Origin of the sequence: Streptomyces sp. NPDC005866 (genome assembly GCF_040629895.1) — a bacterium.
Classification (GTDB): domain Bacteria; phylum Actinomycetota; class Actinomycetes; order Streptomycetales; family Streptomycetaceae; genus Streptomyces.
On sequence record NZ_JBEXWP010000001.1, the window covers coordinates 421442 to 444656 of the forward strand.

Annotated in this window: 21 protein-coding genes and 2 pseudogenes; 9 read left to right on the forward strand and 14 right to left on the reverse strand. The window is 69.8% G+C overall.

Going from position 1 to position 23215, the window contains the following annotated elements:
- Positions 1-17: 17 nt before the first annotated feature.
- From ABZ396_RS01990 to ABZ396_RS02005, 4 genes are read right to left on the reverse strand one after another with little or no spacing between them, the layout of a single operon-like run.
- Positions 18-2741, reverse strand: coding sequence for an alpha-mannosidase (locus ABZ396_RS01990; RefSeq protein WP_358919532.1), 2724 nt, complete (start codon positions 2739-2741; stop codon positions 18-20).
- 23 nt (positions 2742-2764) lie between these two features.
- Positions 2765-3607 (reverse strand): carbohydrate ABC transporter permease, encoded by an 843-nt coding sequence (locus ABZ396_RS01995; RefSeq protein ID WP_358919534.1) that lies wholly within the window; start codon positions 3605-3607, stop codon positions 2765-2767.
- A gap of 14 nt (positions 3608-3621) precedes the next feature.
- A complete protein-coding gene (locus tag ABZ396_RS02000) occupies positions 3622-4572 on the reverse strand; it encodes a sugar ABC transporter permease (protein WP_358919536.1) in 951 nt (316 codons plus the stop codon).
- A 7-nt stretch (positions 4573-4579) separates the two neighbouring features.
- Positions 4580-5914: an ABC transporter substrate-binding protein gene (locus ABZ396_RS02005; protein WP_358919538.1), complete on the reverse strand. Its 1335-nt coding sequence runs from the start codon at positions 5912-5914 to the stop codon at positions 4580-4582.
- Between the two features lie 247 nt (positions 5915-6161).
- On the opposite strand from ABZ396_RS02005, the gene ABZ396_RS02010 reads away from it, so the two are divergent.
- Entirely contained in the window at positions 6162-7163 is a 1002-nt protein-coding gene (locus tag ABZ396_RS02010) for a LacI family DNA-binding transcriptional regulator (RefSeq protein ID WP_358919540.1), read from the forward strand.
- Positions 7164-7185: 22 nt separating this feature from the next.
- Here ABZ396_RS02010 and ABZ396_RS02015 read toward each other — a convergent pair whose 3' ends face one another.
- Together ABZ396_RS02015 and ABZ396_RS02020 are read right to left on the reverse strand one after the other, a co-directional pair.
- The gene (locus tag ABZ396_RS02015) at positions 7186-7620 is read right to left on the reverse strand and encodes a hypothetical protein (protein WP_358919542.1); all 435 of its coding nucleotides are present in this window, start codon (positions 7618-7620) and stop codon (positions 7186-7188) included.
- Complete coding sequence (locus ABZ396_RS02020) at positions 7617-9791, reverse strand: DEAD/DEAH box helicase (RefSeq protein ID WP_358919544.1); 2175 nt, start codon at positions 9789-9791, stop codon at positions 7617-7619. The genes ABZ396_RS02015 and ABZ396_RS02020 overlap by 4 nt, the downstream gene beginning before the upstream one ends.
- Positions 9792-9986: 195 nt before the next feature.
- Between ABZ396_RS02020 and ABZ396_RS02025 the strand changes: the two are divergent.
- Positions 9987-10568 (forward strand): annotated as a pseudogene (locus ABZ396_RS02025) (Uma2 family endonuclease).
- Positions 10569-10783: 215 nt separating this feature from the next.
- Here ABZ396_RS02025 and ychF read toward each other — a convergent pair.
- The gene (gene ychF, locus ABZ396_RS02030) at positions 10784-11872 is read right to left on the reverse strand and encodes a redox-regulated ATPase YchF (RefSeq protein WP_358919545.1); all 1089 of its coding nucleotides are present in this window, start codon (positions 11870-11872) and stop codon (positions 10784-10786) included.
- Between the two features lie 195 nt (positions 11873-12067).
- On the opposite strand from ychF, the gene ABZ396_RS02035 reads away from it, so the two are divergent.
- On the forward strand, positions 12068-12607 hold the full coding sequence (locus tag ABZ396_RS02035; RefSeq protein ID WP_358919547.1) for a DUF6542 domain-containing protein: 540 nt from the start codon (positions 12068-12070) through the stop codon (positions 12605-12607).
- A gap of 26 nt (positions 12608-12633) precedes the next feature.
- On the opposite strand, the gene ppgK is transcribed toward ABZ396_RS02035, so the two are convergent.
- Positions 12634-13383 carry a polyphosphate--glucose phosphotransferase gene (ppgK, locus tag ABZ396_RS02040; RefSeq protein ID WP_358919549.1) on the reverse strand — a complete coding sequence of 250 codons (750 nt, stop codon included), beginning with the start codon at positions 13381-13383 and terminating at the stop codon, positions 12634-12636.
- A gap of 75 nt (positions 13384-13458) precedes the next feature.
- The gene (locus ABZ396_RS02045) at positions 13459-14463 is read right to left on the reverse strand and encodes a 4-hydroxy-3-methylbut-2-enyl diphosphate reductase (RefSeq protein WP_358919551.1); all 1005 of its coding nucleotides are present in this window, start codon (positions 14461-14463) and stop codon (positions 13459-13461) included.
- Positions 14464-14577: 114 nt separating this feature from the next.
- Between ABZ396_RS02045 and ABZ396_RS02050 the strand changes: the two are divergent.
- The 4 genes and pseudogenes from ABZ396_RS02050 to ABZ396_RS02065 form a co-directional block, all read left to right on the forward strand.
- A pseudogene (locus tag ABZ396_RS02050) lies at positions 14578-14913 on the forward strand (amino acid permease); the annotation flags it as partial.
- A 58-nt stretch (positions 14914-14971) separates the two neighbouring features.
- Positions 14972-16180: an exodeoxyribonuclease VII large subunit gene (gene xseA / locus ABZ396_RS02055; RefSeq protein WP_358919553.1), complete on the forward strand. Its 1209-nt coding sequence runs from the start codon at positions 14972-14974 to the stop codon at positions 16178-16180.
- A 42-nt stretch (positions 16181-16222) separates the two neighbouring features.
- The gene (locus ABZ396_RS02060) at positions 16223-16462 is read left to right on the forward strand and encodes an exodeoxyribonuclease VII small subunit (RefSeq protein WP_358919555.1); all 240 of its coding nucleotides are present in this window, start codon (positions 16223-16225) and stop codon (positions 16460-16462) included.
- 139 nt (positions 16463-16601) lie between these two features.
- Positions 16602-17192 carry a malonic semialdehyde reductase gene (locus tag ABZ396_RS02065; RefSeq protein ID WP_358919556.1) on the forward strand — a complete coding sequence of 197 codons (591 nt, stop codon included), beginning with the start codon at positions 16602-16604 and terminating at the stop codon, positions 17190-17192.
- Positions 17193-17274: 82 nt separating this feature from the next.
- Here the strand turns inward: ABZ396_RS02065 and ABZ396_RS02070 are convergent, their stop codons facing one another.
- Positions 17275-17799, reverse strand: coding sequence for a DUF4245 domain-containing protein (locus ABZ396_RS02070; protein WP_358919558.1), 525 nt, complete (start codon positions 17797-17799; stop codon positions 17275-17277).
- Between the two features lie 126 nt (positions 17800-17925).
- On the opposite strand from ABZ396_RS02070, the gene glpX reads away from it, so the two are divergent.
- Entirely contained in the window at positions 17926-18960 is a 1035-nt protein-coding gene (gene glpX, locus ABZ396_RS02075) for a class II fructose-bisphosphatase (protein WP_358919560.1), read from the forward strand.
- A gap of 73 nt (positions 18961-19033) precedes the next feature.
- On the opposite strand, the gene ABZ396_RS02080 is transcribed toward glpX, so the two are convergent.
- Positions 19034-19417 (reverse strand): WhiB family transcriptional regulator, encoded by a 384-nt coding sequence (locus tag ABZ396_RS02080; RefSeq protein WP_358919562.1) that lies wholly within the window; start codon positions 19415-19417, stop codon positions 19034-19036.
- A 152-nt stretch (positions 19418-19569) separates the two neighbouring features.
- The gene (locus ABZ396_RS02085; protein WP_358919564.1) at positions 19570-20256 is read right to left on the reverse strand and encodes a DUF1707 domain-containing protein; all 687 of its coding nucleotides are present in this window, start codon (positions 20254-20256) and stop codon (positions 19570-19572) included.
- 167 nt (positions 20257-20423) lie between these two features.
- Here ABZ396_RS02085 and ABZ396_RS02090 point away from each other — a divergent pair, with 167 nt between their 5' ends.
- The gene (locus tag ABZ396_RS02090; protein WP_358919566.1) at positions 20424-22118 is read left to right on the forward strand and encodes a fumarate hydratase; all 1695 of its coding nucleotides are present in this window, start codon (positions 20424-20426) and stop codon (positions 22116-22118) included.
- A gap of 63 nt (positions 22119-22181) precedes the next feature.
- Here the strand turns inward: ABZ396_RS02090 and ABZ396_RS02095 are convergent, their stop codons facing one another.
- Entirely contained in the window at positions 22182-22682 is a 501-nt protein-coding gene (locus ABZ396_RS02095) for a PASTA domain-containing protein (RefSeq protein ID WP_358919568.1), read from the reverse strand.
- The gene (locus ABZ396_RS02100) at positions 22679-23200 is read right to left on the reverse strand and encodes a SigE family RNA polymerase sigma factor (protein ID WP_358919570.1); all 522 of its coding nucleotides are present in this window, start codon (positions 23198-23200) and stop codon (positions 22679-22681) included. The genes ABZ396_RS02095 and ABZ396_RS02100 overlap by 4 nt, the downstream gene beginning before the upstream one ends.
- Positions 23201-23215: the final 15 nt, after the last annotated feature.

Genomic DNA, 23215 nt, shown 5'->3' on the forward strand with positions numbered 1-23215 from the left:
TCGGGGGGTGTGGTCGGCTAGCGGAGGACGACGGTGCGGATCTCCCAGGGGCCGAGGACGAGTTCGAGCCCGTCCCCCGCCACCGGTTCGGCGGCGATCGGCCGGCCGAGCAGGTCGACGGTCGTGGCTTCGGTGAAGGCGCCGGTCATGTGGACGGCCGACGTGGTGTCGCGCAGTGCGGCCAGCCGCACCTCGGTGCCGGGCCCGCGCTCGGGGTCGGTGACGCGGCGGATGCTCGACACCTGGACGTCCCGGCCGTCGACCCGCACCCCGGTCGCGTCCGGGGGCAGGGTGCCGCCGCCGGGCGCGGTCCCGCGGGTGACCAGGACGTCGCTCCGGAACTGCTCGGCGAGCGCGACCGCGTTGGCGCTCTGCCAGCCGGTCGCCCAGGGCAGGACGGCGAACCGGTTCTCGATGCGCATGCCCAGCTCCTGTGCGCCCGGGGCGGGGATCTCGCTCGCCGCGGGTTCGTCACGCAGGGGGTGGATGTTGACGCTGATCGAGCCGATGGCGCGCAGCAGGGTGAGGGCGAGGGCGGAGCCGTCGTCGACGAGTTCGTACTCGCCGGAGTGGTCGAGCAGGACGGTCGCCCGGCCCGCCGACACGAAGGCGTTCGCCGGGAAGGTCGGGATCGGGTACTCTCCCCAGCCGCCCTCCGCGGTCAGTCCGCGCTCGGTGACGGCGAACTGCCCGGCCGACGCGGAGGCGGCGACGGGCTCGGGCAGCGGAATGTGGAAACGCAGCCGGTGGTCGGCGGACTGGTTGAGGAACGCGGTGGAGATCCGGACGAACGGCTCGCCCGCGCGGACTTCCACCAGCATGTCCACGGGGGTCGGGACGGTGCGGCCGTCGCGCCGGTCCCGGTCGTCGTGAGCGAGCGCGGCCGGCCAGTCGTAGACGCGGGTGACACGCAGCCTCGCCCGCAGCGGGCCGCCGTCGAGGAGTTCGACGCCGACCCGGGCCGGCTCGGACACGAGTACGTCGTGCGCGGGAGGGGCGTAGTTGTAGCTGTCGCCCCGGTCACCGCCGTCGACCAGGCGGCCCACTCCGGACAGCACGGTGCCGTCGGTGCCGGTCACCTCCAGGGTGCCGTCGGCGGCGACCGTGACCTCGATCAGCCCGTTGGACAGGCGGTCCGCCGTCGCCGTCACCGGCCGCATCGCCGGGGCGGTGGGCCCGCCCTGCTCGACGCGGAAGGCGGCCAGTCCACAGGCGGGGACGGGCACGGCCGCCAGCGCGGTGGCCCGGGCCTGCGCCAGGGTCCGCACCCGCCACTCCCCCGGGTGCGCGGCCGCGGCGGCGGCGACCTCGGCGCGCAGGGTCATCAGGTCGAAGGGGCCGGCCGGTGCCTCGGCGAGGTGGAAGACCAGGGAGTTGGGGGTGAGTTCATAGCGGTCGATCAGCAGGCCGAACAGCTCGCGGCGGTGGATGCGGCGCAGCACGCGTTCGAGTTGTGCGGCGTCGAGTCGCTCGTCGCTGAGGACGGTCGGGGCCTCGGAGACCAGCTGCACCGGATGCGCCGAGCCGTCGGCGGTGGTCGCGACCAGCGTGCTCCCCTCAGGGGCGGCCACGACGTCCACCTCGACCAGTGCGGTACGGGGTGCCGGCAGCGGGTTGGCGACCAGATGGCCGTCGCTCGGTACCAGGGCGGCGGGTTCGGCGAGGGCCGCGTCCCGGACGGCGCGGGCGGTCTGCGCGGCCTCGGCGAGGCGGGCCGCGACCTGGTCGCAGGTCTCGTCGGTGCCGGAGCCGACCACCGAGTCATGGGCGGTCGACTCGATGATCTTGTGCCAGGCGAGGGCGAGGAAGGCCGACTCGTCGCGCCGGGACCACAGGGCGTTCATCCGCTCGGCGTGGTCGACGGTCCGCTCGGCGAGGGCCATCCGCTGCTTGAGCCCGAGCCGCACGGACAGCACGCCCGGCAGGATGTTGCCCCGCACATGGCTGCGCAGTTCGCCCGTGACGACGGCGGTCACCCCGTCACGTACGTGCTTGCGGAGGTACTCGTCGAGCGTGGCGACGGTGATCGGCCGCTCCTCGCCGGAGGCCTTGCGCAGCCAGTCCGCCAGCCGCGGATCGGGCGCGTTGTGGTCGGTGCCGGCCATGGCGAGGAGCGGGTCGCCGCCCCAGCGTCCGGCGGTCAGCTCGGCGTACTCACTGAGCGCCTGCCGGATCCGGTCCGGTACCAGGAGGACGTCGAGGCCGTTGTCGTAACCGTCGAAGAGGAACTCGGTGCGCACCTCTGAGCCGTCGGGCGCGCGCCAGCGGAAGGCGTGGCCGTCGACCGAGCCGGGCACCCCGCGCCACAGTGCCGCGTGCTCGATGCCGGCGCGGGCCAGGATCTGCGGCATCTGCGCGATATGGCCGAACATGTCCGGCAGATAGCCGATGGGCATCGCACCGCCGAGGCGCTCCGCGGCCGCCCACCCCATCTGGAGGTTGCGGACGATGGTCTCGCCGGAGCAGAGGAACTCGTCGAGCAGGATCAGCCAGGGCCCGACGGCGAGCCGGCCCTCGCGGACCAGGGCTGCGACCCGGTCGCGGTGCTCCGGGCGCATCTCCAGATAGTCCTCGACCGCGGCCATCTGCCCGTCGACGGTGAACCGGAAGTCCGGGTCCGTCTCGGCCGTCGCCAGCACGGTGTCGAGAGCGGTGACAAGGCGGTGCCGGAACACCTGGAACGGCTCGTACCACTCCCGGTCCCAGTGGAAGTGGGGCACGAAGACGGCGGAGTCGGGCATGACGAGGGGCACCTTCCGGGGGGTCACTTGAGGGAGCCGGCGGCGAGTCCGGTCCGCCAGAACCGCTGGAGCAGGACGAACACCACGATCACGGGCACGATCGACACCAGCGAGCCGGTGATCACGGACTGCTGGAGCAGCGGGGCCCGGGCGGTCTGGCCGTTCCACTCGTACAGGCCGAGCGTGATCGGGAACAGGGACTCCTTCTGCAGCATCACCATCGGCAGGAAGAAGTTGTTCCAGATGGCCACGAACTGGAACAGGAAGATGGTCACCAGGGCCGGTGCCATCAGCCGGAACGCCACCGAGAAGAAGGTGCGGAACTCGCCGGCGCCGTCCAGCCGTGCCGACTCGATCAGCTCCTGCGGCACGGCGGCGTTCGCGAAGATCCGCGCGAGATAGACACCGAACGGGCTGACGATGCTCGGCAGGAACACCGCGAGATAGGTGTTGACCAGCCCGGTCGCCGAGAACAGCAGGAACAGCGGCAGGGCGAGAGCGGTGGTGGGCACCAGGACGCCGCCGAGGATGACGGAGAACAGGAACTCCCGGCCGCGGAAGCGGAACTTGGCGAGGGCGTAGCCGCACAGCGCGGAGATCAGGGTGCCCACGGCCGCGCCCAGCACCGCGTAGACGACGGTGTTGAGGGCCCAGCGGCCGAAGATGCCGTTACTGCGGGTGAACAGGACCCGGAGGTTGTCGAACAGGTTGAAGTGCGAGAACGCCAGCCCGTTGGTGGAGGCGAGGTCGCCCTGCGGCTTGGTCGCCGCGACGACCAGGAAGTAGACCGGCAGCAGGAAGTACACGGTCAGCAGCAGCATCAGGCCCATGGCGGCCGTACGGCTGACACGGCTTTCTCTCATCATGGATGGTTTGTTGCTCACAGTCCGGCCTTCTTCGAGGTCAGTCGCATGAACCCGAAGCTCAAGACGAAGGTGATGACGGCGATGACGACGGAAATGGCCGCGGCCTGCTGGTAGTTGTTCCCCGAGGCCACCGTGTAGGCGAGCATGTTCGGGGTGAACGTGCTGGAGATGTTCGAGGAGATCTGCCGCAGCACGGCCGGTTCGGCGTACAGCTGGAGCGTCCCGATGATCGAGAACACCGTGGTCAGGACGATCGACGGGGCAATGATCGGGACCTTGACCCGCCAGGCGATCGTCCAGTTGGAGGCGCCGTCGATCTTCGCGGCCTCGTAGAGCTCCTGCGGGATCGACTGCAGCGCCGAGAACATGATCAGCATGTTGTAGCCGGTCCACAGCCAGGTGGAGACGTTCGCCGTCGACCAGAGCACGGCACCGGGGCCGAGGAAGTCAGGGTGCAGCCCGATGCCTTTCAGCAGGTCGACGACGGGGCTGAGCTGCGGCGAGTAGAGGTACGACCACATGATCGCGGCGATGACACCGGGCACCGCGTACGGCATGAACACGGTGATGCGGAAGAACGCCTTGATCTTCAGCAGCGGGGTGTCGAGGAGCAGCGCGACGGTCAGGGCGACGAACAGCATGACGGGCACCTGCACGATGCCGAACAGTCCGATACGGCCGATGCTGGACCAGAACTCGGTGTTCTGGAACACCTGCACGTACTGCTCGAAGCCGCCGAAGGTCGTGTAGGACGTCCCGTACTGTCCTCCGCTGCGGCGCACCACGCGGAAGCTCTGCCAGAGCGCGTAGCCGACCGGCACCAGGTAGAACAGCAGGAACGGCAGGAAGAACGGGGTGACGAAGGCGGCGACGGTGCCCATCCGGGGGCCGCCGCCGTCGAGACGACGGCGGCGGCCCCCGGTCGGCGTCACCGCGCGGGTCGGGTGGGTCGCGATGTCGGTCATACGGCGGTCACTTACCCGCCTCGGCCGGGATGGCCTGGTCCTTCATCGACTTCAGCGCGGCTGCCTGGGCGGCCGCGAGCGCGTCGGTGAGGGTGCCGTCACCGGCCGCCGCCTTGGCCATCGCGTCCTGGAGGGCCAGGTTCACCGTCTTCTGCGTGGGGCCCCAGGAGAAGCTGGTGTCGATCTTCCTGGACGAGGCGGCGAAGACGTCGAAGATCTTCTCGTTCTTGTAGAACGGCACGCCCTTGGACAGCGAGGGCATGTCGAGCCCGGCGTTGGCGGCCGGGTAGAGCCCGCCGAGTTCGTTCTCCAGCTTCAGCGCCTGGGGGTCGGTGTTCAGCCAGGTGTTGAACTCGACCGACTCGTAGAGGTGTTTGCTGCCCTTCATGAACCCGACGGTCGAGCCGCCCCAGTCACCGGAGGAACCGCTCGTGCCCCAGGTCGGCATCGGGACGATCGACCACTTGCCGGACTGCTTGGGCAGGTTGTCGCGGAACATGCTGTAGCCCCAGGCTGCGCCGACGTAGCTGGCGATCTGGTCCTTCTGGTACGCCGCGTACATCTGCGTGGACCCGTTGGCGAGGTCGGTGCGCACGAGCTTGCCGGAGATCAGCTTCTGCCAGTAGTCGGCGACCTGCTTGCTCTGCTGCGACTCGACGGAGACCTGCCACTTGTTGCCGGAGTAGCCGTACATCTGGGCGCTGTTCTGCCAGAGCAGCCCGTTGAACCACTCGGCGTTGTTCGGGTCGAAGAACGTCATGGTGAGGCCGGGGTCCGCCTTGTGCAGCCGCTGCGCGGCCGTTGCGTACGCGTCCCAGGTCGTGGGGACGGCAACGTGGTACTTCTGGAAAATGTCGCTGCGCACGAACAGGGCCATCGGGCCGGTGTCCTGCGGGAGGGCGAACACCCCGGTGCCGCCGAAGCTGGTCTGCGACCAGGTCCAGGGCACGAACTTCGACTTCGCGGCGGTGGCCGCCTTGCAGGCGGAGGCGTCCGTGAAGGCGTTCTGGGTGCGCAGGTTGGGCAGTTCGTCGTAGCCGACCTGGGCCAGGTCCGGCGCCTTGCCCGCCTTGAGGGCGTTGCCGAGGGTGCCGTACTGGTCGTTGGAGATGTTCTTCGTCTCGACCTGGACGTCCGGGTGCTGCTTGTTCCACACGGCGACGACCTTGTCCATGCCGGGGACCGTGTTCCAGTACTGGAGGGTGACCTTGCCCTTCGCGGGCGCGCAGGACGAGGCGGACGCCTTGTCCGACGAACCGGACGAGGAGCACCCGGCGAGTACGACGATGCCCGCTGTGGCGGCTGCGACGGCGAGGCGGGTGCGCGTGATTGTGCTGCTCATATCTTCCGTTCCAGAGAACGCCTGCCGAGGGTCGACAGGCGGGTCGACGTTGACACCTGGAGGCGGATGCCTTCTGGTTGGAATCAGGTTCCGTGAGCGGTAACGTGAGCGCTCACGGGAGCGGTAACGGGAAGTGATTTGGAGTGTGGGCTCCGGTCCGCCGGAGTGTCAAGGCCCAAGACGTCGGACCCGGCATAGTCGGTGTCCCTGCGACGCGGTCGCGTCGGCAACAGCACGGAGGTGAGTGATGGCGCCGTCGGGGAACGGACCCCGCAGGGTGACGATCGACGATGTGGCCGAGGCCGCGGGAGTGTCCCGGCAGACCGTGTCACGAGCGCTCAACGACAAGGGCGAGATCGGCGTCTCCACCAAGCAGCGCGTTCTCGACGCCGCCCTCGCGCTGGGCTACCGGCCCAGCCGGTTCGCCAGGGGGCTGGTGCGGCAGGACACGTTCAGCGTCGGACTGGTGATCCCCGACCTGCTCAACCCGTTCTTCACCGAGGTCGCCGCCGCCGCGCTGGACGCGGCCCGGGGCCGCGGCTGGCATGTGGTGGTGTACGACACCGGCGACAGCGTCGAGGAGGAACGCGGCACCCTGGAGGTGATCGCCTCACAGGTGGACGCCGTGGTGGGCTACCTGAGCCTGCCGGAGGACGAGATCGCGCGGCTCACCCGGGGGCTCCCCGTCGTCCTCATCGACCGGCAGCGCCGCACCGAACGGTTCAGTTCGATCCGGATCGACGGCGAGGCCGGCGTCCACACGGCGATACGGCACCTGACCGAGGCGGGGCACCGGCACATCGGCATGCTGGACCACGCGGAACGCTCCGAGCCGAGCGTCCGGCACGAGTGGTTCGACACCGCGATGTCCGCGTGCGGACTGGACGCCGGGTCGGTGGCCCGCGCCGACCAGAGCGTGGAGGGCGGGGAGCAAGCGCTCCTGGAACTCCTCGCCCGGCACCCGCACCTGACGGCCGTGTTCACGTTCAACGACATCATCGCCATCGGGGCGTTGCGCGCCGCCCGCCGGCTCGGCCGCCAGGTCCCGGCGGACCTCGCCGTGCTGGGCTTCGACGGCCTGCAGCTGGGCGCGCTCGTCGAGCCGGCGCTGACCACGGTGGCCCTGGACACCCGCAGTCTCGGCGCGCTCGCCGTCGAACAGGCGGCCCGGCTACTGACCGGAACCGGGCCGCTGCGCGCCGACGAACTGACGGTGGGGGCGGAGCTCCGGCTGCGCGAGTCGGCGTAGGAGGTCTGGGAGCTTCGGGGGGTCACGGGGCTTCGGGTTCGACGGTGACGAAGCCGTCGCCCCACATTCGCTCGTCCAAGGTGACGGGGGAGATCTCCAACTCGGCCTCCGGCGGGCCTTCCCGGTATGCCGAAGCCGTCTCCTGGGCCCGTTCCTCCGCACGGAACGCCCCCAGGATGACGACCTCTTCGCCGCAGACGGGATCTTCCAGGGTCCGGAAGAGCAGGTGCAGTTCCTCGGGCAGCCGTCCCTGGAGCGCTCGTGTCGCGTCCACCTCGACGCGGACAACCTGGAAACCGTCCGGAAAATCCCTGAACCCGGGAAGCTCAGCGCCGGCGGCCTCGGCCCGCGCCGCCTTGTCCTCCGACGAGAAGACCCCGAGCAGCTTGAAGTCGGCGCTTCCGTCGGGGAAGTCGTGAAGGTGGATCAGCGCGTGGACCGCGGCCATGTGGGTCATGCATCCGCTCTCTCGACGGGGTTTGCGTCCGTCATGCCCAGGCGCGCCTGTTCCTCCTCGACGATCCGGCGGGCCAGTTCGGTGTCCGAGACGTCGACCGCGTCCGGGGTGGCTTCGGCCACCGCGCTGCGGCGGGCGTAGGCGTCGAACAGACGGGTCTTCTTCTCCAGCAGCCTCACCAGGCGTTCGTCCACTCCCCCGGTGGCGAGCAGACGGTGCACACGGACCGGTCTGACCTGGCCCATGCGGTGAGCCCGGGCCACCGCCTGGTCTTCGATGGTGGGCTTGATCTGGGGTTCGCAGATGACGACGACCGAGGCGGCCTGGATGTTGAGGCCGACGCCCGCCGCCTGGATCTGCGCCAGCAGCACCGCGGGGCCCGGCACGGCGGCGAAGTCGTCGACGATCTGCTGCCGCCGTCCGGCGGGGACCTCGCCGGTGAGCGGACCGAACAGCGCGACCCGGTCGGCGAGTGCCTCCCGCACCACCCGCAGTACGTCCTTGAAGTACGAGAAGACCACGGTCTTCTGCCCGTTCTCGGCGGCCTCCTCGACGATCTCCCGGAGCCGCTCCAGCTTGGCCGACCGCTCAGGGCGCAGATACGCGGCCCTGCGCATCGCCATGAAGTTGGCGGCGCGCACGGCCTCGCGGTACGCCTCCTCGTCCGATGCGCTCAGCTCCTCCCACTCGTCGATGTGCTGGAGGCTGGGGAGTTCCGTCAGCACGTCCTGCTGGTTGCGCCGCAGATAGACGGGGGCGACGGCCTTGCGGAAGGCGACCGATCCGGCCAGGGCGTCCCCCTCCTCCAGGGACTCCGCGACACCGCTGTGGAGCATCCCGACCAGGTTGCGGAACTCCACGACCCGGTTCTCCATCGGGGTTCCGGTCATGAAGAGGGCGCGCTCGCAGCGCTCCGCCCACTGGGCGACCGCCTGGGACCGCTTGGCCTTCGGGTTCTTCACGGAGTGCGCCTCGTCGACCACGAACAGGCCGACCTCGCCGCCCCCCGGTACAGGGAATCCGCGCACGGCGTCGAACGTCGTCACAGCGACCCCGCCCCGCTCCTTCCAGTCGGCGAACGCGTCGTGCCGGTCGGGGCCGTGGAGCAGCATCACGCGCAGCGCGCTGCGGGCCTCGATCTCCCGGGTCCAGTTGACGAGGACGCTCGCCGGGCACACGACCACGAAGTGGCTCTGCCCCTCGGCGGCCAGGTGGGCGAGCACGGCGATCGCCTGGATGGTCTTGCCCAGGCCCATCTCGTCGCCGAGGATCGCTTTGCGCTGCGCGAGGACGAAGCGCGCGCCGAACGCCTGGTAGCCGCGCAGGGAGACCCGACGGTGCGAGTCGTCGAGCCGCTGAGCCCGGACCCGTTCGGCTACCTCGTCCGGCAGGAAGCCCTCGGCGGCGGCCTTGTCGGCCGGCCGGCCGGAGATCTCCGCGAGCAGGGCGTAGTACTCGGCGGAGCGGAGTTCGAAGTCCCCCCAGGCGGCGAGTTCGGAGGACGGCCCGCGGAGCAGGTCCACCGAGGCCTGGGCGAACAGTTCGGGCAGCCGCGCCCGCTCCGCCTCCGCCAGCAGCGAACGGAGTTCGGTCACCGCCGCCAGCGCGCGAGCCTTCGTCTCCCGGCCCGCCAGCAGCATCCTGAGGCGTCCGGTCGCGGGTCTGGCACCGGCCAGCAGCGGCTCCAGCCGTTTCGACACGTCGGTGGCCTGGGCGACGGCACGGACGGCGTCCGGCCCGGCCTCCACGAGTGTGTGCAACGCGATGACCAGCGCGGTGGTACCCGGCTCCGGCCGGTCCACGTCGACATGGACGGCCACGGTCTCGTGCACGGCGTCGGAGAGGCTGCGGGCCGCGGCGAGCATCTGGTCGACGGTGCGCTGCCCCACCCCTGGGAGCTGCCGCAACCGGTAGGGGCCTGCCGCCAGCACATCGCCGACCGTGCGCAGTCCGCTCTGCTCGACACTGCCCAGCCGCAGCCGTCCCTGGGTGACGTCCTGCAGCCGGGCGACGGGAATGGCGTCCAGTTCCCGCCGTACCGCCGCGTCGTGGAGCGGCCTCAGTGCCGCCCGTACCGTCTCGACGGCCCTGCCGTGATCCGCGACGACATCGCACGCGGCCACATTCAGCCGCGTTCCCCGCGCGACCAGTTCCCGCTCCGCCCGCCCCACGTGCCCCGCCCCTCACTCGCTGTCCCGGCATCCTCCCACCGTTCCGGCGTGCCGCTTTCAGGTCCGCCAGAAACGGGTCGGGTCAGCACAGCGTCAGCACCGCCGGCCGGTGAGGGCCTTCAGGACGACAGGAGTGGCGGTCGTCCTGTTGACGGTCTCGTGGCCCAGGCCTCGTCGGGTCGCTACGGTTGAGCCATGACCGCACTGCCCGACTGGATGCGCCCGCCGCGCGCGGAAGGCTGGTTCGCGGAAGACCTGGACCGCCTCCCGGAGGCGCCTCGCCACACCGAGCTGGTCGACGGAGCCCTCGTCTTCATGATGTCGCCGCAGAGGTGGTAGCACGGCCACCTCGTCACCATGCTCACCGTCGCCCTCATGGAGCAGGCGCCCGGCGATGTCAGGGTCGGCCGCGGGATGACCATAAAGCTCCACGCGCGAAACCGGCCTGAACCGGATCTGCTGTTGACGACGGCGGATTACGACGGAGACCGTACCTGGTTCACACCGGACGAGGTACGACTCGTCATCGAGGTCGTCTCACCCGAGTCCGCGCACCGGGACCGTACGGTCAAGCTCCGCAAGTACGCGGAGGCGGGCATCCCGCACTACTGGTGCATCGAGGACGAGGGCAGCGCTCCCGTCGTCCACGTCTACGAACTCGACGAACCGACTGGCGCCTACGCGCCGGCCGGCATCTTCCGGGGCGCCCTGAAGCGCCCGGTGCCTTTCGAGATCAGCCTGGACCTCGACAAGCTCACCCCGCCCCGGGGCGACTAGGAGTCAGCACCACGTCCAGCGCGAGCTGGTGGTCTGGGTCGTTCACGTGGGACACCGCTCCAGCGTTTGCGAGACCTGACCACCCCTGACCCCGCGTCGGAATATCCAGCACCCATCCAGCACGGTGATGCCGAAGGGGCCGGACTCGACAGAGCCCGGCAGCCCCTTTTGACCTGCATGTTTGCCGCGTCAGCGACGTTTGTTATTTCGTCCGCTCAAACGTTGAACCGGAACTCCACGACATCCCCGTCCTGCATGACATAGTCCTTGCCCTCCATCCGCGCCTTGCCCTTGGCGCGGGCCTCGGTCACCGAGCCGGCTTCGACCAGGTCGGCGAAGGAGATGACCTCGGCCTTGATGAAGCCCTTCTGGAAGTCGGTGTGGATCACGCCGGCCGCCTCGGGGGCCGTCGCGCCCTTCTTGATCGTCCAGGCTCGGGATTCCTTGGGGCCGGCCGTGAGGTAGGTCTGGAGGCCGAGGGTGTTGAAACCGACGCGGGCCAGGGTGGCGAGGCCGGGCTCCTCGGCGCCGACCGACTCCAGCAGCTCCAGGGCGTCCTCCTCGTCGAGTTCCGCGAGGTCCGCCTCCAGCTTGGCGTTGAGGAAGATCGCCTCGGCCGGGGCGACCAGGGCGCGCTGCTCGGTCTTGAAGGTGTCGTCGGTCAGCTCGTCCTCGTCGACGTTGAAGACGTAGAGGAAAGGCTTGGTGGTCAGGAGGTGCAGGTCGTGGAGAAGCTCGGCACGCTCGCTGCCCTGGAGGATGCCCTGGGAGAACAGGGTGTCGCCCTTCTCCAGGATCTCCTTGGCCTCTTCGACGGCCTTGACCTTGGGCGCCACGTCCTTCTTGATCCGGGACTCCTTCTGGAGGCGCGGGAGGACCTTCTCGATCGTCTGGAGGTCCGCGAGGATCAGCTCGGTGTTGATCGTCTCGATGTCGTCCTTCGGCGAGACCTTGCCGTCGACATGCACGACGTTCTCGTCCTTGAAGGCGCGGATGACCTGGCAGATCGCGTCGGACTCACGGATGTTCGCGAGGAACTTGTTGCCCAGGCCCTCACCCTCGGAGGCGCCGCGCACGATGCCCGCGATGTCGACGAAGTCGACCGTGGCCGGGAGGATCCGCTGCGAGGAGAAGATCTCGGCCAGCTTGACCAGGCGGGCGTCGGGGACGCCGACCACGCCCACGTTGGGCTCGATCGTGGCGAACGGGTAGTTGGCCGCCAGCACGTCGTTCTTGGTCAGGGCGTTGAACAGGGTCGACTTGCCGACATTGGGCAGGCCGACGATTCCGATCGTGAGCGACACGTTGCGACTTCCCGTAGTGAGTGGGTGAGTGAGCCGGAGGCTGCCAGTGCCGGCGGGCCGGCCGATCCACCAGTTTACGGGGTTCGGGACCCCGGGCCGGCGGCCCCGTCGAACACCTGGCCAAGCTCTGCACTTGGCTTGGTTTCGGCGTGTCCGGGCCGCGATTCGGCACATAAACCGACCTAGGTTGGTCCGGTGGAGCATCACAGGTCCCGCCCCCGACAGCACGGACAGCGCCGTGGCGCCCCGCGCGCGCCCCTGCCGCCGCAGGCCGGACGGCGGCCTGCGACAGCCGAGCGCCGGCCGCCCCCGGGCAGACCCCGAACGGCGGCGGTGGCCGGACCCCGGCGGCCGTCGGGCCCACGGCTCACCGGACTCGGCGGCGGCCTGTTCTGCGGGGCCGCGATGTTCCTGCTCGGCTTTCTGGACGACCTGCTGTTCGGGGCGTCCCTGACGGTGTACGGCGTGCTGTTCCTGCCGGTGAGCGCGCTGACCGCGCTGTGGGTGCGCGGGAACGATCTGCTGACCGCCCCCGTCGTCGTCCCGATCGCCTTCGCCGTCGGCCTGCTGGCCGTCGCCGACGGCGGCGGCGGGTTCCTGGGCAGTGTGATGGGCCTGGTGACGGCCCTGTCCACACAGGCCGGCTGGCTCTACGGCGGAACACTGGTCGCCGGGGTGATCGTCATCGTCCGCAGGATCCAGCTGATCCGGCGCCGGCGCCGGCGCGGAGGCTGACCCCGGCTGCTTGTGGCTGCTTGCCGCTACTTGGCGTGGTGCGCCGCGCGCATCGCCGCACCCACGATCCCCGCGTTGTTCTGCAGCTGCGCCGGCACCATCTCGGCCTTGACGCCGTCGATGAGGGGCAGGAACTTGTCGGCCTTGCGGCTCACCCCGCCGCCGATGATGAACAGGTCCGGGGTGAACAGCATCTCGACGTGCGCGAGGTACTTGGTGACCCGGTGCGCCCAGTGCTCCCAGCTGAGCTCGTGGTCCTCCTTGGCCTTGCTGGAGGCCCTCTTCTCGGCGTCGTGGCCGCCCAGCTCCAGATGGCCCAGCTCGGTGTTGGGGACCAGCTCGCCGTCGGTGAACAGAGCGCTGCCGATGCCGGTGCCGAAGGTGAGCAGGATGACCACGCCCTTGCGGTCCCGGCCGGCGCCGAACTGCATTTCGGCCACGCCCGCCGCGTCCGCGTCGTTGACCACGGTCACCGGCAGGCCGCCGAGCCGCTCACTGAACAGGGTGCGCGCGTCGGTGTCGATCCAGCTCTTGTCGACGTTCGCCGCCGTACGGATATGAGTGCCGTCGGTGATCACTCCGGGGAAGGTGAGCCCTACGGGGCCGCTCCACCCGAAGTGGTCGACGACCTCCTTGACCCCGTCGGCGACGCTGTCGGGCGTCGCCGGATGCGGGGTGAGCACCTTGCAGCGCTCCTGATCCAGGTCGCCCCTGTCCAGGTCCACGGGAGCGCCCTTGATCCCGGAACCACCGATGTCCACACCGAAGATCTGCATGGCTCCACGTTACGTCGTACGACTGACCGTCACGACGCCGGACGACCTGCGGTCACACCGTCGTACGAGGGCTCCTCACGCCTCGGCGCCGGTGCCGCCGCGCTCGGCGACCAGGGTTGCCGCCTCTTCCCGCAGGTCGCGGCGGAGCTCCTTGGGGAGCGAGAAGGTGATGGACTCCTCGGCCGCCTTGACGATCTCCACATCGCCGTAGCCGCGCTCGGCGAGCCACTCCAGGACCTCCTCGACCAGGACCTCCGGCACGGAGGCGCCCGAGGTGACGCCGACCGTGGTCACGCCCTCCAGCCAGGCCTCGCCGATCTCGGCGGCGAAGTCGACCAGGTAGGCCTCGCGGGCGCCGGCCAGCTTGGCGACCTCGACGAGCCGCTTGGAGTTGGAGGAGTTGCGGGAGCCGACCACGATGACCAGTTCGGCCTCGGCGCCCATCTGCTTCACGGCGAGCTGACGGTTCTGGGTGGCATAGCAGATGTCGTCGCTCGGCGGGGAGATCAGCTGCGGGAACTTCTCCTTCAGCGCGTCGACCGTCTCCATGGTCTCGTCGACGGAGAGCGTGGTCTGGGAGAGCCAGACGACCTTGGACTCGTCACGGACCTCGACATGGGCGACGTCGCCGGGGCCGTCGACGAGCTGGATGTGGTCGGGGGCCTCGCCGGAGGTGCCGATGACCTCCTCGTGGCCCTCGTGGCCGATCAGGAGGATGTCGTAGTCCTCGTCGGCGAAGCGGACGGCTTCCTTGTGGACCTTGGTGACCAGCGGGCAGGTCGCGTCGATGGTGGCGAGGCGGCCGCGCTCGGCCTCCTCGTGGACGACGGGGGCGACGCCGTGCGCGGAGAACATCACGATGTTCCCCGGGGGGACCTCCTCGGTCCGCTCGACGAAGATCGCGCCCTTCTTCTCCAGGGTCTGCACGACGTACTTGTTGTGGACGATCTCGTGCCGGACATAGATCGGGGCCCCGTACTGTTCCAGGGCCTTCTCGACGGCGATCACGGCGCGGTCCACACCCGCGCAGTAGCCACGGGGGGCGGCGAGCAGGACACGGCGGCCAGGCGAAGCAGTCATGGCACCCATCGTAAGGCCGCGTTCGGGGGGCCAAAGATCGCGTCCCGGTGACGATCCCGGGGAGACTGACGGGAGACCGGAGCAGCGCGAGACACACGGCCGCGGGAGGCACTGATGTCCGAGACCGGTACGGCGACGGCGCCGCCGCCCGAGGCGGACGAACGGCACCGGCTGCGGCGCAGTCTCGGCTTCCGGGACCTGGTGGTCTACGGGCTGCTGTTCAACGCCCCGATGGCGCCGGTCGGTGTCTTCGGCACCCTGGACGCGAGGTCGCACGGCGCGGTGGCCCTTGTCTACGTCGTCGCCACTGTGGCGATGGCCTTCACGGCGTTCAGCTAAGCGCGGATGGTGCGGGCCGTGCCGCTCGCGGGGTCCGTCTTCGCGTACGCGCGTGTGGCGCTCGGTGTGGCGGGGGTCGTGTGGCTGGCGGTGGGGCTGGCGGTGCTGGTCGCGCAGCGGGGGGCCGCGGAGTGAAGGGCCTGTCGGTCGGCGCCGTTACGCTCGCCGCATGGCATTGAACACGTCCGCCGAAGCGCCTGTGCCTGTCGGTGAGGTTTCCCGGTTGATCGGTGGGTGGATCGACCGGCTCGGCGCAGTGTGGGTCGAGGGGCAGATCACCCAGCTCTCGCGGCGGCCGGGGGCGGGTGTCGTGTTTCTGACGCTGCGGGATCCGTCGTACGACATCTCCATCGGCGTGACCTGCTACCGGCAGGTGTTCGACTCCGTCGCCGATGTCGTCGGTGAGGGCGCCCGGGTCGTCGTCCACGCGAGGCCGGAGTGGTACGCGCCGCGTGGGCAGCTGTCGTTGCGGGCGGCCGAGATAAGGCCCGTCGGGGTCGGGGAGCTGCTGGCGCGGCTGGAGATGCTCAAGAAGGCGCTGGCCGCCGAGGGGCTGTTCGCCGCCGAGCGGAAGAAGCCGCTGCCTTTTCTGCCGCAGTTGATCGGGCTGGTGTGCGGGCGGGCCTCGGCCGCCGAGCGGGATGTTCTGGAGAACGCCCGGCACCGGTGGCCCGCGGTGCGGTTCGAGGTGCGGAACGTGCCGGTGCAGGGCGTGCACGCCGTGCCTCAGGTCGTGCAGGCGGTGAAGGAGCTTGACGCGATCCAGGACGTGGACGTGATCATCGTGGCCCGCGGTGGTGGCAGTGTGGAGGATCTGCTGCCGTTCTCCGACGAGCAGCTGGTGCGGGCCGTCGCCGAGTGCCGTACGCCCGTCGTCTCCGCCATCGGGCACGAGCCCGACAACCCGCTGCTCGACTACGTCGCCGACCTGCGCGCCTCCACCCCCACCGACGCCGCCAAGAAGGTCGTACCGGACGTCGGTGAGGAGCTGGACCGGGTGCGGATGCTGCGGGACCGGGCCCGGCGCTGCGTAGACGCGCTCGTGGGCCGGGAGGAGCGGGGGCTGACGCACGCGCTCGCCCGGCCGGTCATGGAGGACCCGCATCGGATGGTCGACGAGCGGGCCGATCATCTCGCCTCTCTGGTGGACCGTTCGCGGCGCACCCTCGGGCATCTGCTCGACCGCGCCGACTCCGAGCTGACGCACACCCACGCGCGCGTGGTGGCCCTGTCCCCCGCCGCCACGCTGAAGCGCGGTTACGCCGTGCTGCAGAAGGGCGACGGTCATGTGGTGCGCGGCAGCGAGGAGGTCCAGCCGGGCGAGGCGCTACGGGCGCGCGTCGCGGAAGGGGAGTTCACGGTGCGCGTTGACGGCTGAGGCACCGGACCGGTCTTACGGGTTGATGTGGAAGGTGGACGCATGAGCAACAAGACGGAAGAGACGACGCTCTCCTACGAGCAGGCGCGCGACGAGTTGATCGAGGTCGTACGGCGGCTGGAGGCCGGCGGGACGAGCCTTGAGGAGTCCCTCGCGCTCTGGGAGCGCGGCGAGGAGCTGGCCAGGGTGTGCCGGCGGTGGCTGGAGGGGGCGCGGGCCCGGCTGGACGCGGCGCTGGCCGAGGAGGAAGAGGAGGGGGAAGGGGCCCAGGAGGGGGAGTGAGCTGAGCGGTGGATGTGAGGCGGACCACCATGATCCGGTTCTAGTTGAAACTTGAACCTTCTCGGCGTATGGTCATGCCGTCAGCCTATCCGGACCGCGGTCCGGATTCGACCGGACGTGACCTCTAGGAAGTTCAACCATGTCTCTCGTTCTCGACCCCGCCGCCCAGGACCTGCTGTTCCGCGAGGCCCGCACCGCCAACACCTTCACCGACGAGCCGGTGACCGACGAGCAGATCCAGGCGATCTACGACCTGGTCAAGTTCGGTCCGACCTCCATGAACCAGTCGCCGCTGCGCGTCGTCCTGGTCCGCTCCGCCGAGGCCCGCGAGCGCCTGGTGCAGCACATGGCCGAGGGCAACCAGAAGAAGACCGCCACCGCCCCGCTGGTCGCGATCCTCGCCGCGGACAACGAGTTCCACGAGGAGCTGCCGGAGCTCTTCCCGCACTTCCCGCAGGCCAAGGACGCCGTCTTCGGCGACCGCGCCGTCCGTGAGAGCAACGCCGCCCTGAACGCGACCCTCCAGGCCGCCTACTTCATCATCGGTGTCCGCGCCGCCGGTCTCGCCGCCGGCCCGATGACCGGCCTCGACTTCGCGGGCGTCCAGAAGGAGTTCCTGGACGGCGATCACACCCCGCTGATGGTGATCAACATCGGCCGGCCCGGCCCGGACGCCTGGTTCCCGCGCTCCCCGCGCCTGGCCTACGACGACGTCGTCACGGCCGTCTGAGCCACCCCGCACATGCGTGAGAGGCCCCCGGCAACGGCGCCGGGGGCCTCTCACGTCAGGACGGGCGGGTCGGCCCGAGGGGTCACGACAGCTTCAGGGCCGCCGCCATCTTCGTCAGCTGGGTGAAGGAGGCCGTGCCGGCCACCACCGTCGTGGAGCCGGGGGTGTTCTCCAGCACCAGCGCGTCGTAGCGGCCGCCGGTGTAGTGCGTCCAGGTGTGGCCGCCGATCTTCTCGGTCGTCTTCGTGGCTGTCGCGCCCTGGCTGGCGTCAGTGACGAAGTCCGCGCGCTTCTGGGTCGACTGCTCGATCTGGACGTACTGACCGTCGGGGGTCTGGTAGCCGAGGTGCCAGCGGTCGCCTTTCTGGCCCTGGAAGCGGACCGAGGTGGCCTTCCAGCCGCCGGGCAGGCCCTCCGGCGCGGCCACCGGGTAGGTCGCCGCGCGCCGAGCGGTCAGCAGCTCGACCCGGTAGTCGACCCGCTGGATGTCGGGAGCGTGATCATCGTGCGGGACGAGCAGGTAGATGAAGCCCGCCGCGAGGCCGATGAGGGCCAGGGAGAAAATCATGTCCCGGACCGTCTTCTGCTTGCCGTTCGTGCCTGCCACGTCCCCTATCGTCGCAGGTGCCCACCGCGCTCATCCGTGGGGTCCCCTGCTCATTTTGTCAGCCTGGCGATAGAGTCGAGGCGAAACCCTCATCCGGCCGTCGTCGTATCAGAAAGGTGCGCACCGATGACCGAGCATCATCAATTGCCGTCCGAACTCGATGTGCCTTCCGAGGCTCCCGACCGCAACCTCGCCCTGGAACTCGTCCGGGTGACCGAAGCCGCCGCGATGGCCGCCGGGCGCTGGGTGGGCCGCGGTGACAAGAACGGCGCCGACGGCGCCGCCGTGCGCGCCATGCGCGCCCTCGTCTCCACCGTGTCGATGAACGGCGTGGTCGTCATCGGCGAGGGCGAGAAGGACGAGGCCCCGATGCTCTTCAACGGGGAGCGTGTCGGTGACGGCACCGGGGCCGAGGTCGACATCGCCGTCGACCCGATCGACGGGACCACGCTGACCGCGAAAGGCATGCCCAACGCGATCGCCGTGCTGGCCGCGGCCGAGCGCGGGGCCATGTTCGACCCGTCCGCCGTGTTCTACATGGACAAACTGGTCACGGGCCCAGAGGCGGCGGACTTCGTCGACATCAACGCGCCCGTGGCCGTCAACATCCGCCGGGTCGCCAAGGCGAAGCGGTCCGCGCCGGAGGACGTGACCGTCGTCATCCTCGACCGGCCGCGGCACGAAGGGATCATCAAGGAGATCCGGGAGGCCGGCGCGCGCATCAAGCTGATCTCCGACGGTGACGTCGCCGGGTCGATCTACGCGCTGCGCGAGGGCACGGGCGTCGACATGCTGCTCGGGATCGGCGGTACGCCCGAGGGCATCATCTCCGCGTGCGCCGTGAAGTGCCTCGGCGGGACCATCCAGGGCAAGCTGTGGCCCAAGGACGACGAGGAGCGGCAGCGGGCCGTCGACGCCGGGCACGACCTGGACCGGGTCCTGACCACCGAGGACCTGGTGACCGGGGAGAACGTGTTCTTCGTGGCCACCGGCATCACCGACGGTGAGCTGCTGCGCGGGGTGCGGTACCGGTCGGAGACCGCGCTGACCGAGTCCATCGTGATGCGGTCGAAGTCGGGGACAGTACGGCGCATCGACTCCGAGCACCGGCTGCGCAAGCTGCGGGCGTACAGCGCGATCGACTTCGATCGGGCGAAGTAGGACCTGAGCGGAGGGGGGCGCTGCCCCCACGCGGGTCAAAAGGCGCCCTCTGTGCGGAGAGGGCGCCTTTTCGTCAGCCCGCCTGCGCTATGCGGTTCGCCGCCGTCACTCGTGCCGCGTTCTTCAGCTCCATGTCGCGGCGCCTGCGCCGCGCCAGGACCACTCGGCGTTCCGCTGCCGTGAGGCCGCCCCAGACGCCGTACGGCTCGGGCTGGAGCAGCGCGTGTTCGCGGCATTCGACCATGACCGGACAGCGGGCGCAGACCCGCTTGGCCGCCTCCTCCCGGGACAGCCGGGCGGCGGTGGGTTCCTTGGAGGGTGCGAAGAACAGGCCTGCCTCGTCGCGCCGGCACACCGCCTCGGTGTGCCAGGGTGCGTCTTGGTCCCTGTCCCGCACGGGCACCCGCTGGGCCGGTACGGCAGCTACCTGCAGGGACGAATGCGGCGGTTGCAGCACGGTCTACTCCTGACGACGGCTTCGCGAGCGAGAGACGATGCAGCAAGGCCTACCCGCTGTGCGCGGGCCTATGCACAGCGTCCTCAACAGCCGTGGCCCCGCGCCCTGTTCACGACCCGGGGCGCCGCGCGACGAGGAGTGCTTCGCGTCCGTCAACGGTCCAGGTGTTTGCGCAACTTCCTGTCGACCTTGTCGTGAACCCGGTCCAGGATGTCCTCGATGAACTTCCCGCGCTTGGGCCGCGCCTCCACATTGCCGAGTACGGCCCACCCCTCGACGTAGACGACCGGCGCGTCGGAGTCGACCGAGTCCAGCGTGTCCGCCTCGAAGTTGCCCAGCACACCGCCGCCGGTGCCGCGCAGCGACACGTTCTCCGGGACGCGGATCTGGACGTCTCCGAAGATCGAGAACGCCCTGATGACGACCTGCTGGTACTCGAAGATCGCCTCGGTGAGGTCGAGTTCGATCGAGCCGAAGATCGCGTAAGCGTGCAGTCGGCGGCCCGCCCGCCAGCGGCCCCGGCGGCGGGCGCTGCTGAAGACGGCCACGACGTTGGTGTCCGGCTCGGCGGGGATCGCGCCGGGCGTCGGCCGGGGCGGTACCGGTGTGTAGGCCGGGCCGGCCGGACGGGCGTGGGCCGCCGGCAGGTCCCGTATGAAGACCTCCAGTTCGCCCACCGTCTTGGCGCTCAGCACCCCCTCCACCCGCTCGGCGTGCTCGTCGGCGGTCAGGCGCCCCTCGGCGAGGGCCTCCCGCAGGATGTCGGCGATTCGGTCACGGTCGGCGTCCGAGGCGCGCAGCTCGGCGACCGGCGTCTCGGTCTGCTTCTGAAGGTCCACGGCAGCAGAGTACCGAAACGCGATAGATCGCGACTAGGGGTATGGACAACCCTGGCGTGTCGAACTGAGCGCTACCTCACAAACTCCGTGTCAGAGCCAGGTTCTACGCTGGTGAGGCCCGCCAGCGTCGGCGGGCGGCCGTCCGCCAGAGTGAGGAATGGGCTGAGATGCCGAGTAGTTCCCCCCCCACCACCCCAGCGTTTGCGTATACCGATCTACTCCCCCAGGGCGAGGACTCCACCCCGTACCGGCTGGTGACCCCGGAGGGTGTGTCCACCGTCGAGGGGCCGGGCGGGCGGACGTTCCTCAAGGTGGAGCCGGAGGCGCTGCGCAAGCTGGCCGAGGAGGCCATCCACGACATCCAGCACTATCTGCGGCCCGCCCACCTCGCCCAGCTCCGGCGGATCATCGACGACCCGGAGGCGTCGGCCAACGACAAGTTCGTCGCGCTCGACCTGCTGAAGAACGCCAACATCGCGGCGGCCGGTGTGCTGCCCATGTGCCAGGACACCGGCACGGCGATCGTCATGGGCAAGCGCGGGCAGAACGTGCTGACCGAGGGCGGCGACGAGGCGGCGCTGAGCCGCGGCATCTACGACGCCTATCTGAACCTCAACCTGCGGTACTCGCAGATGGCTCCGCTCACCATGTGGGAGGAGAAGAACACCGGGTCGAACCTGCCCGCCCAGATCGAGCTGTACGCGACCGACGGCGACGCCTACAAGTTCCTCTTCATGGCGAAGGGCGGCGGCTCGGCCAACAAGTCGTTCCTCTACCAGGAGACGAAGGCCGTCCTCAACGAGGCCTCCATGATGAAGTTCCTGGAGGAGAAGATCCGTTCGCTCGGTACGGCCGCCTGCCCGCCGTACCACCTGGCGATCGTCGTCGGCGGTACGAGCGCCGAGTACGCGCTGAAGACCGCGAAGTACGCCTCCGCGCACTACCTGGACGAGATCCCGGCGGAGGGCTCGGAGCTCGGCCACGGCTTCCGGGACAAGGACCTGGAGCAGAAGGTCTTCGAGCTGACCCAGAAGATCGGGATCGGCGCGCAGTTCGGCGGCAAGTACTTCTGCCACGACGTGCGCGTGGTCCGGCTGCCCCGGCACGGGGCGTCCTGCCCCGTCGCCATCGCCGTCTCCTGCTCCGCGGACCGGCAGGCCGTCGCGAAGATCACCGCCGAGGGCGTCTTCCTGGAGCAGCTGGAGACGGACCCGGCGCGGTTCCTGCCGGAGACGACGGATGAGCACCTCGACGAGTCGTCGGACGTGGTGAAGATCGACCTGAACCAGCCGATGGACGAGATCCTGGCCGAGCTGACGAAGTACCCCGTGAAGACCCGGCTTTCGCTCACCGGCCCGCTCGTCGTCGCCCGTGACATCGCGCACGCCAAGATCAAGGAGCGGCTCGACGCGGGCGAGGAGATGCCGCAGTACCTGAAGGACCACCCGGTGTACTACGCCGGTCCGGCCAAGACCCCCCAGGGCTACGCCTCCGGTTCCTTCGGTCCTACGACGGCCGGCCGCATGGACTCCTATGTGGAGCAGTTCCAGGCCGCCGGCGGCTCCAAGGTGATGCTCGCCAAGGGCAACCGCAGCAAGCAGGTCACCGACGCGTGCGACACGCACGGCGGTTTCTACCTCGGCTCGATCGGCGGGCCGGCCGCGCGCCTGGCCCAGGACTGCATCAAGAAGGTCGAGGTCGTCGAGTACGAGGAGCTCGGCATGGAGGCCGTCTGGAAGATCGAGGTCGAGGACTTCCCGGCGTTCATCGTCGTCGACGACAAGGGCAACGACTTCTTCCAGGATCCTGCGCCGCAGCCGACGTTCACGTCGATTCCGGTCCGGGGACCGGGGCTGGCGTAAGTATGTGAGCGGACGCCCGCCCCTGATTGGCGCAGGGGCGGGCGTCGTCGTGCCGGGGGCGGGTCAGCCGGCGCAGAGGGTGAAGCTGACCGTGTCGCCGGCCTCGACGGTCTTCGGGGCGTGCGGGTCCACTCCGACCACCGAGCCCGGCTTGCAGCCCTTGACCTCCTTCTCGGAGACGGTGCCGAGCTTCGTCTGGGTCTTCAGGAGGTACGACTTCGCCTCCTGCAGGCTCCAGCCCGCGAAGTCGATCGGAATGGTGCCGCCGTCGGAGAAGCCGAACAGCATGACCGTCGCGTCGCTCTTGACGGCGGTCTTGGTGGCGGCCGGCGCCTGCGAGCCGCCGCCGCTCATCGAGGCCAGCGCGGTGCCCCCGCCCGCCACGATGAGCGCGGTGGCGACGGCGGCGATGCCGACGGCGCGCCTGCGCCGGGTGCGGCGCACGATCTTCGGCGCGTCGAAGTCGGGGGTCTCGGCGGAGTCGGCGTACTGGTTCATGGCGTTCATGAGTTCCTCTTCGAAGGGTGTGCAGCCGGAGGGCCGCGCATCGCCGTACGAGGTCATCGGGTTCCCCCCTGGGGCTGCCGTGGTGAAGGACCGGAGAGTGCGGGGAACTGGCTGCGGAGTTTCTCCATCCCCCGGGCCAGTTGGGAGCGCACCGTGCTGGGTGAGATGTCGAGGTCGGCCGCTATCTCGGTGTCGGAGAGGTCGTGGAAGTAGCGCAGCACCACCACCGTCCGCATCCGCATGGGCAGGTGCTGCAGTGCCCGCACCAACTGGTCGCGGCTGTCGACCTGTCCGTACGCATCGCCCGGGGCGATCCGGTCGCCGGGGTCCGGGACGGTACGGCGGAACCTGCGCCAGCGGTCGTTGGCGAGGTTGACCATGATCCGCCGTACATAGGCGTCCGGGACGTCCGCGGCGGCGATGGTCCGCCACTTGCGGCAGGCCCGCTCGAGGGTCTCCTGGACCAGGTCCTCGGCCGCGTCCCGGTTTCCCGTCAGGACCAGCGCACCCCGGAACAGCGCGGCCGACCGAGCGGCGACAAAGCCGTCGAAGCCGGCCTCGGATTCCGTCTCCACACGCTCCTCCCTTCC

Bases quoted from the DNA above. Each gene is read 5' to 3' on its own strand.
- ABZ396_RS01995 (WP_358919534.1), bottom strand. From the start codon at position 3,607: ATGATGAGAGAAAGCCGTGTCAGCCGTACGGCCGCCATGGGCCTGATG.
- ABZ396_RS02010 (WP_358919540.1), top strand. From the start codon at position 6,162: ATGGCGCCGTCGGGGAACGGACCCCGCAGGGTGACGATCGACGATGTG.
- xseA (WP_358919553.1), top strand. From the start codon at position 14,972: ATGGCATTGAACACGTCCGCCGAAGCGCCTGTGCCTGTCGGTGAGGTT.
- ABZ396_RS02000 (WP_358919536.1), bottom strand. From the start codon at position 4,572: ATGACCGACATCGCGACCCACCCGACCCGCGCGGTGACGCCGACCGGG.
- ABZ396_RS02005 (WP_358919538.1), bottom strand. From the start codon at position 5,914: ATGAGCAGCACAATCACGCGCACCCGCCTCGCCGTCGCAGCCGCCACA.
- ppgK (WP_358919549.1), bottom strand. From the start codon at position 13,383: ATGCAGATCTTCGGTGTGGACATCGGTGGTTCCGGGATCAAGGGCGCT.
- ABZ396_RS02015 (WP_358919542.1), bottom strand. From the start codon at position 7,620: ATGACCCACATGGCCGCGGTCCACGCGCTGATCCACCTTCACGACTTC.
- ABZ396_RS02090 (WP_358919566.1), top strand. From the start codon at position 20,424: ATGCCGAGTAGTTCCCCCCCCACCACCCCAGCGTTTGCGTATACCGAT.
- ABZ396_RS02095 (WP_358919568.1), bottom strand. From the start codon at position 22,682: ATGACCTCGTACGGCGATGCGCGGCCCTCCGGCTGCACACCCTTCGAA.
- ABZ396_RS02045 (WP_358919551.1), bottom strand. From the start codon at position 14,463: ATGACTGCTTCGCCTGGCCGCCGTGTCCTGCTCGCCGCCCCCCGTGGC.
- glpX (WP_358919560.1), top strand. From the start codon at position 17,926: ATGACCGAGCATCATCAATTGCCGTCCGAACTCGATGTGCCTTCCGAG.
- ABZ396_RS02060 (WP_358919555.1), top strand. From the start codon at position 16,223: ATGAGCAACAAGACGGAAGAGACGACGCTCTCCTACGAGCAGGCGCGC.
- ABZ396_RS01990 (WP_358919532.1), bottom strand. From the start codon at position 2,741: ATGCCCGACTCCGCCGTCTTCGTGCCCCACTTCCACTGGGACCGGGAG.
- ABZ396_RS02065 (WP_358919556.1), top strand. From the start codon at position 16,602: ATGTCTCTCGTTCTCGACCCCGCCGCCCAGGACCTGCTGTTCCGCGAG.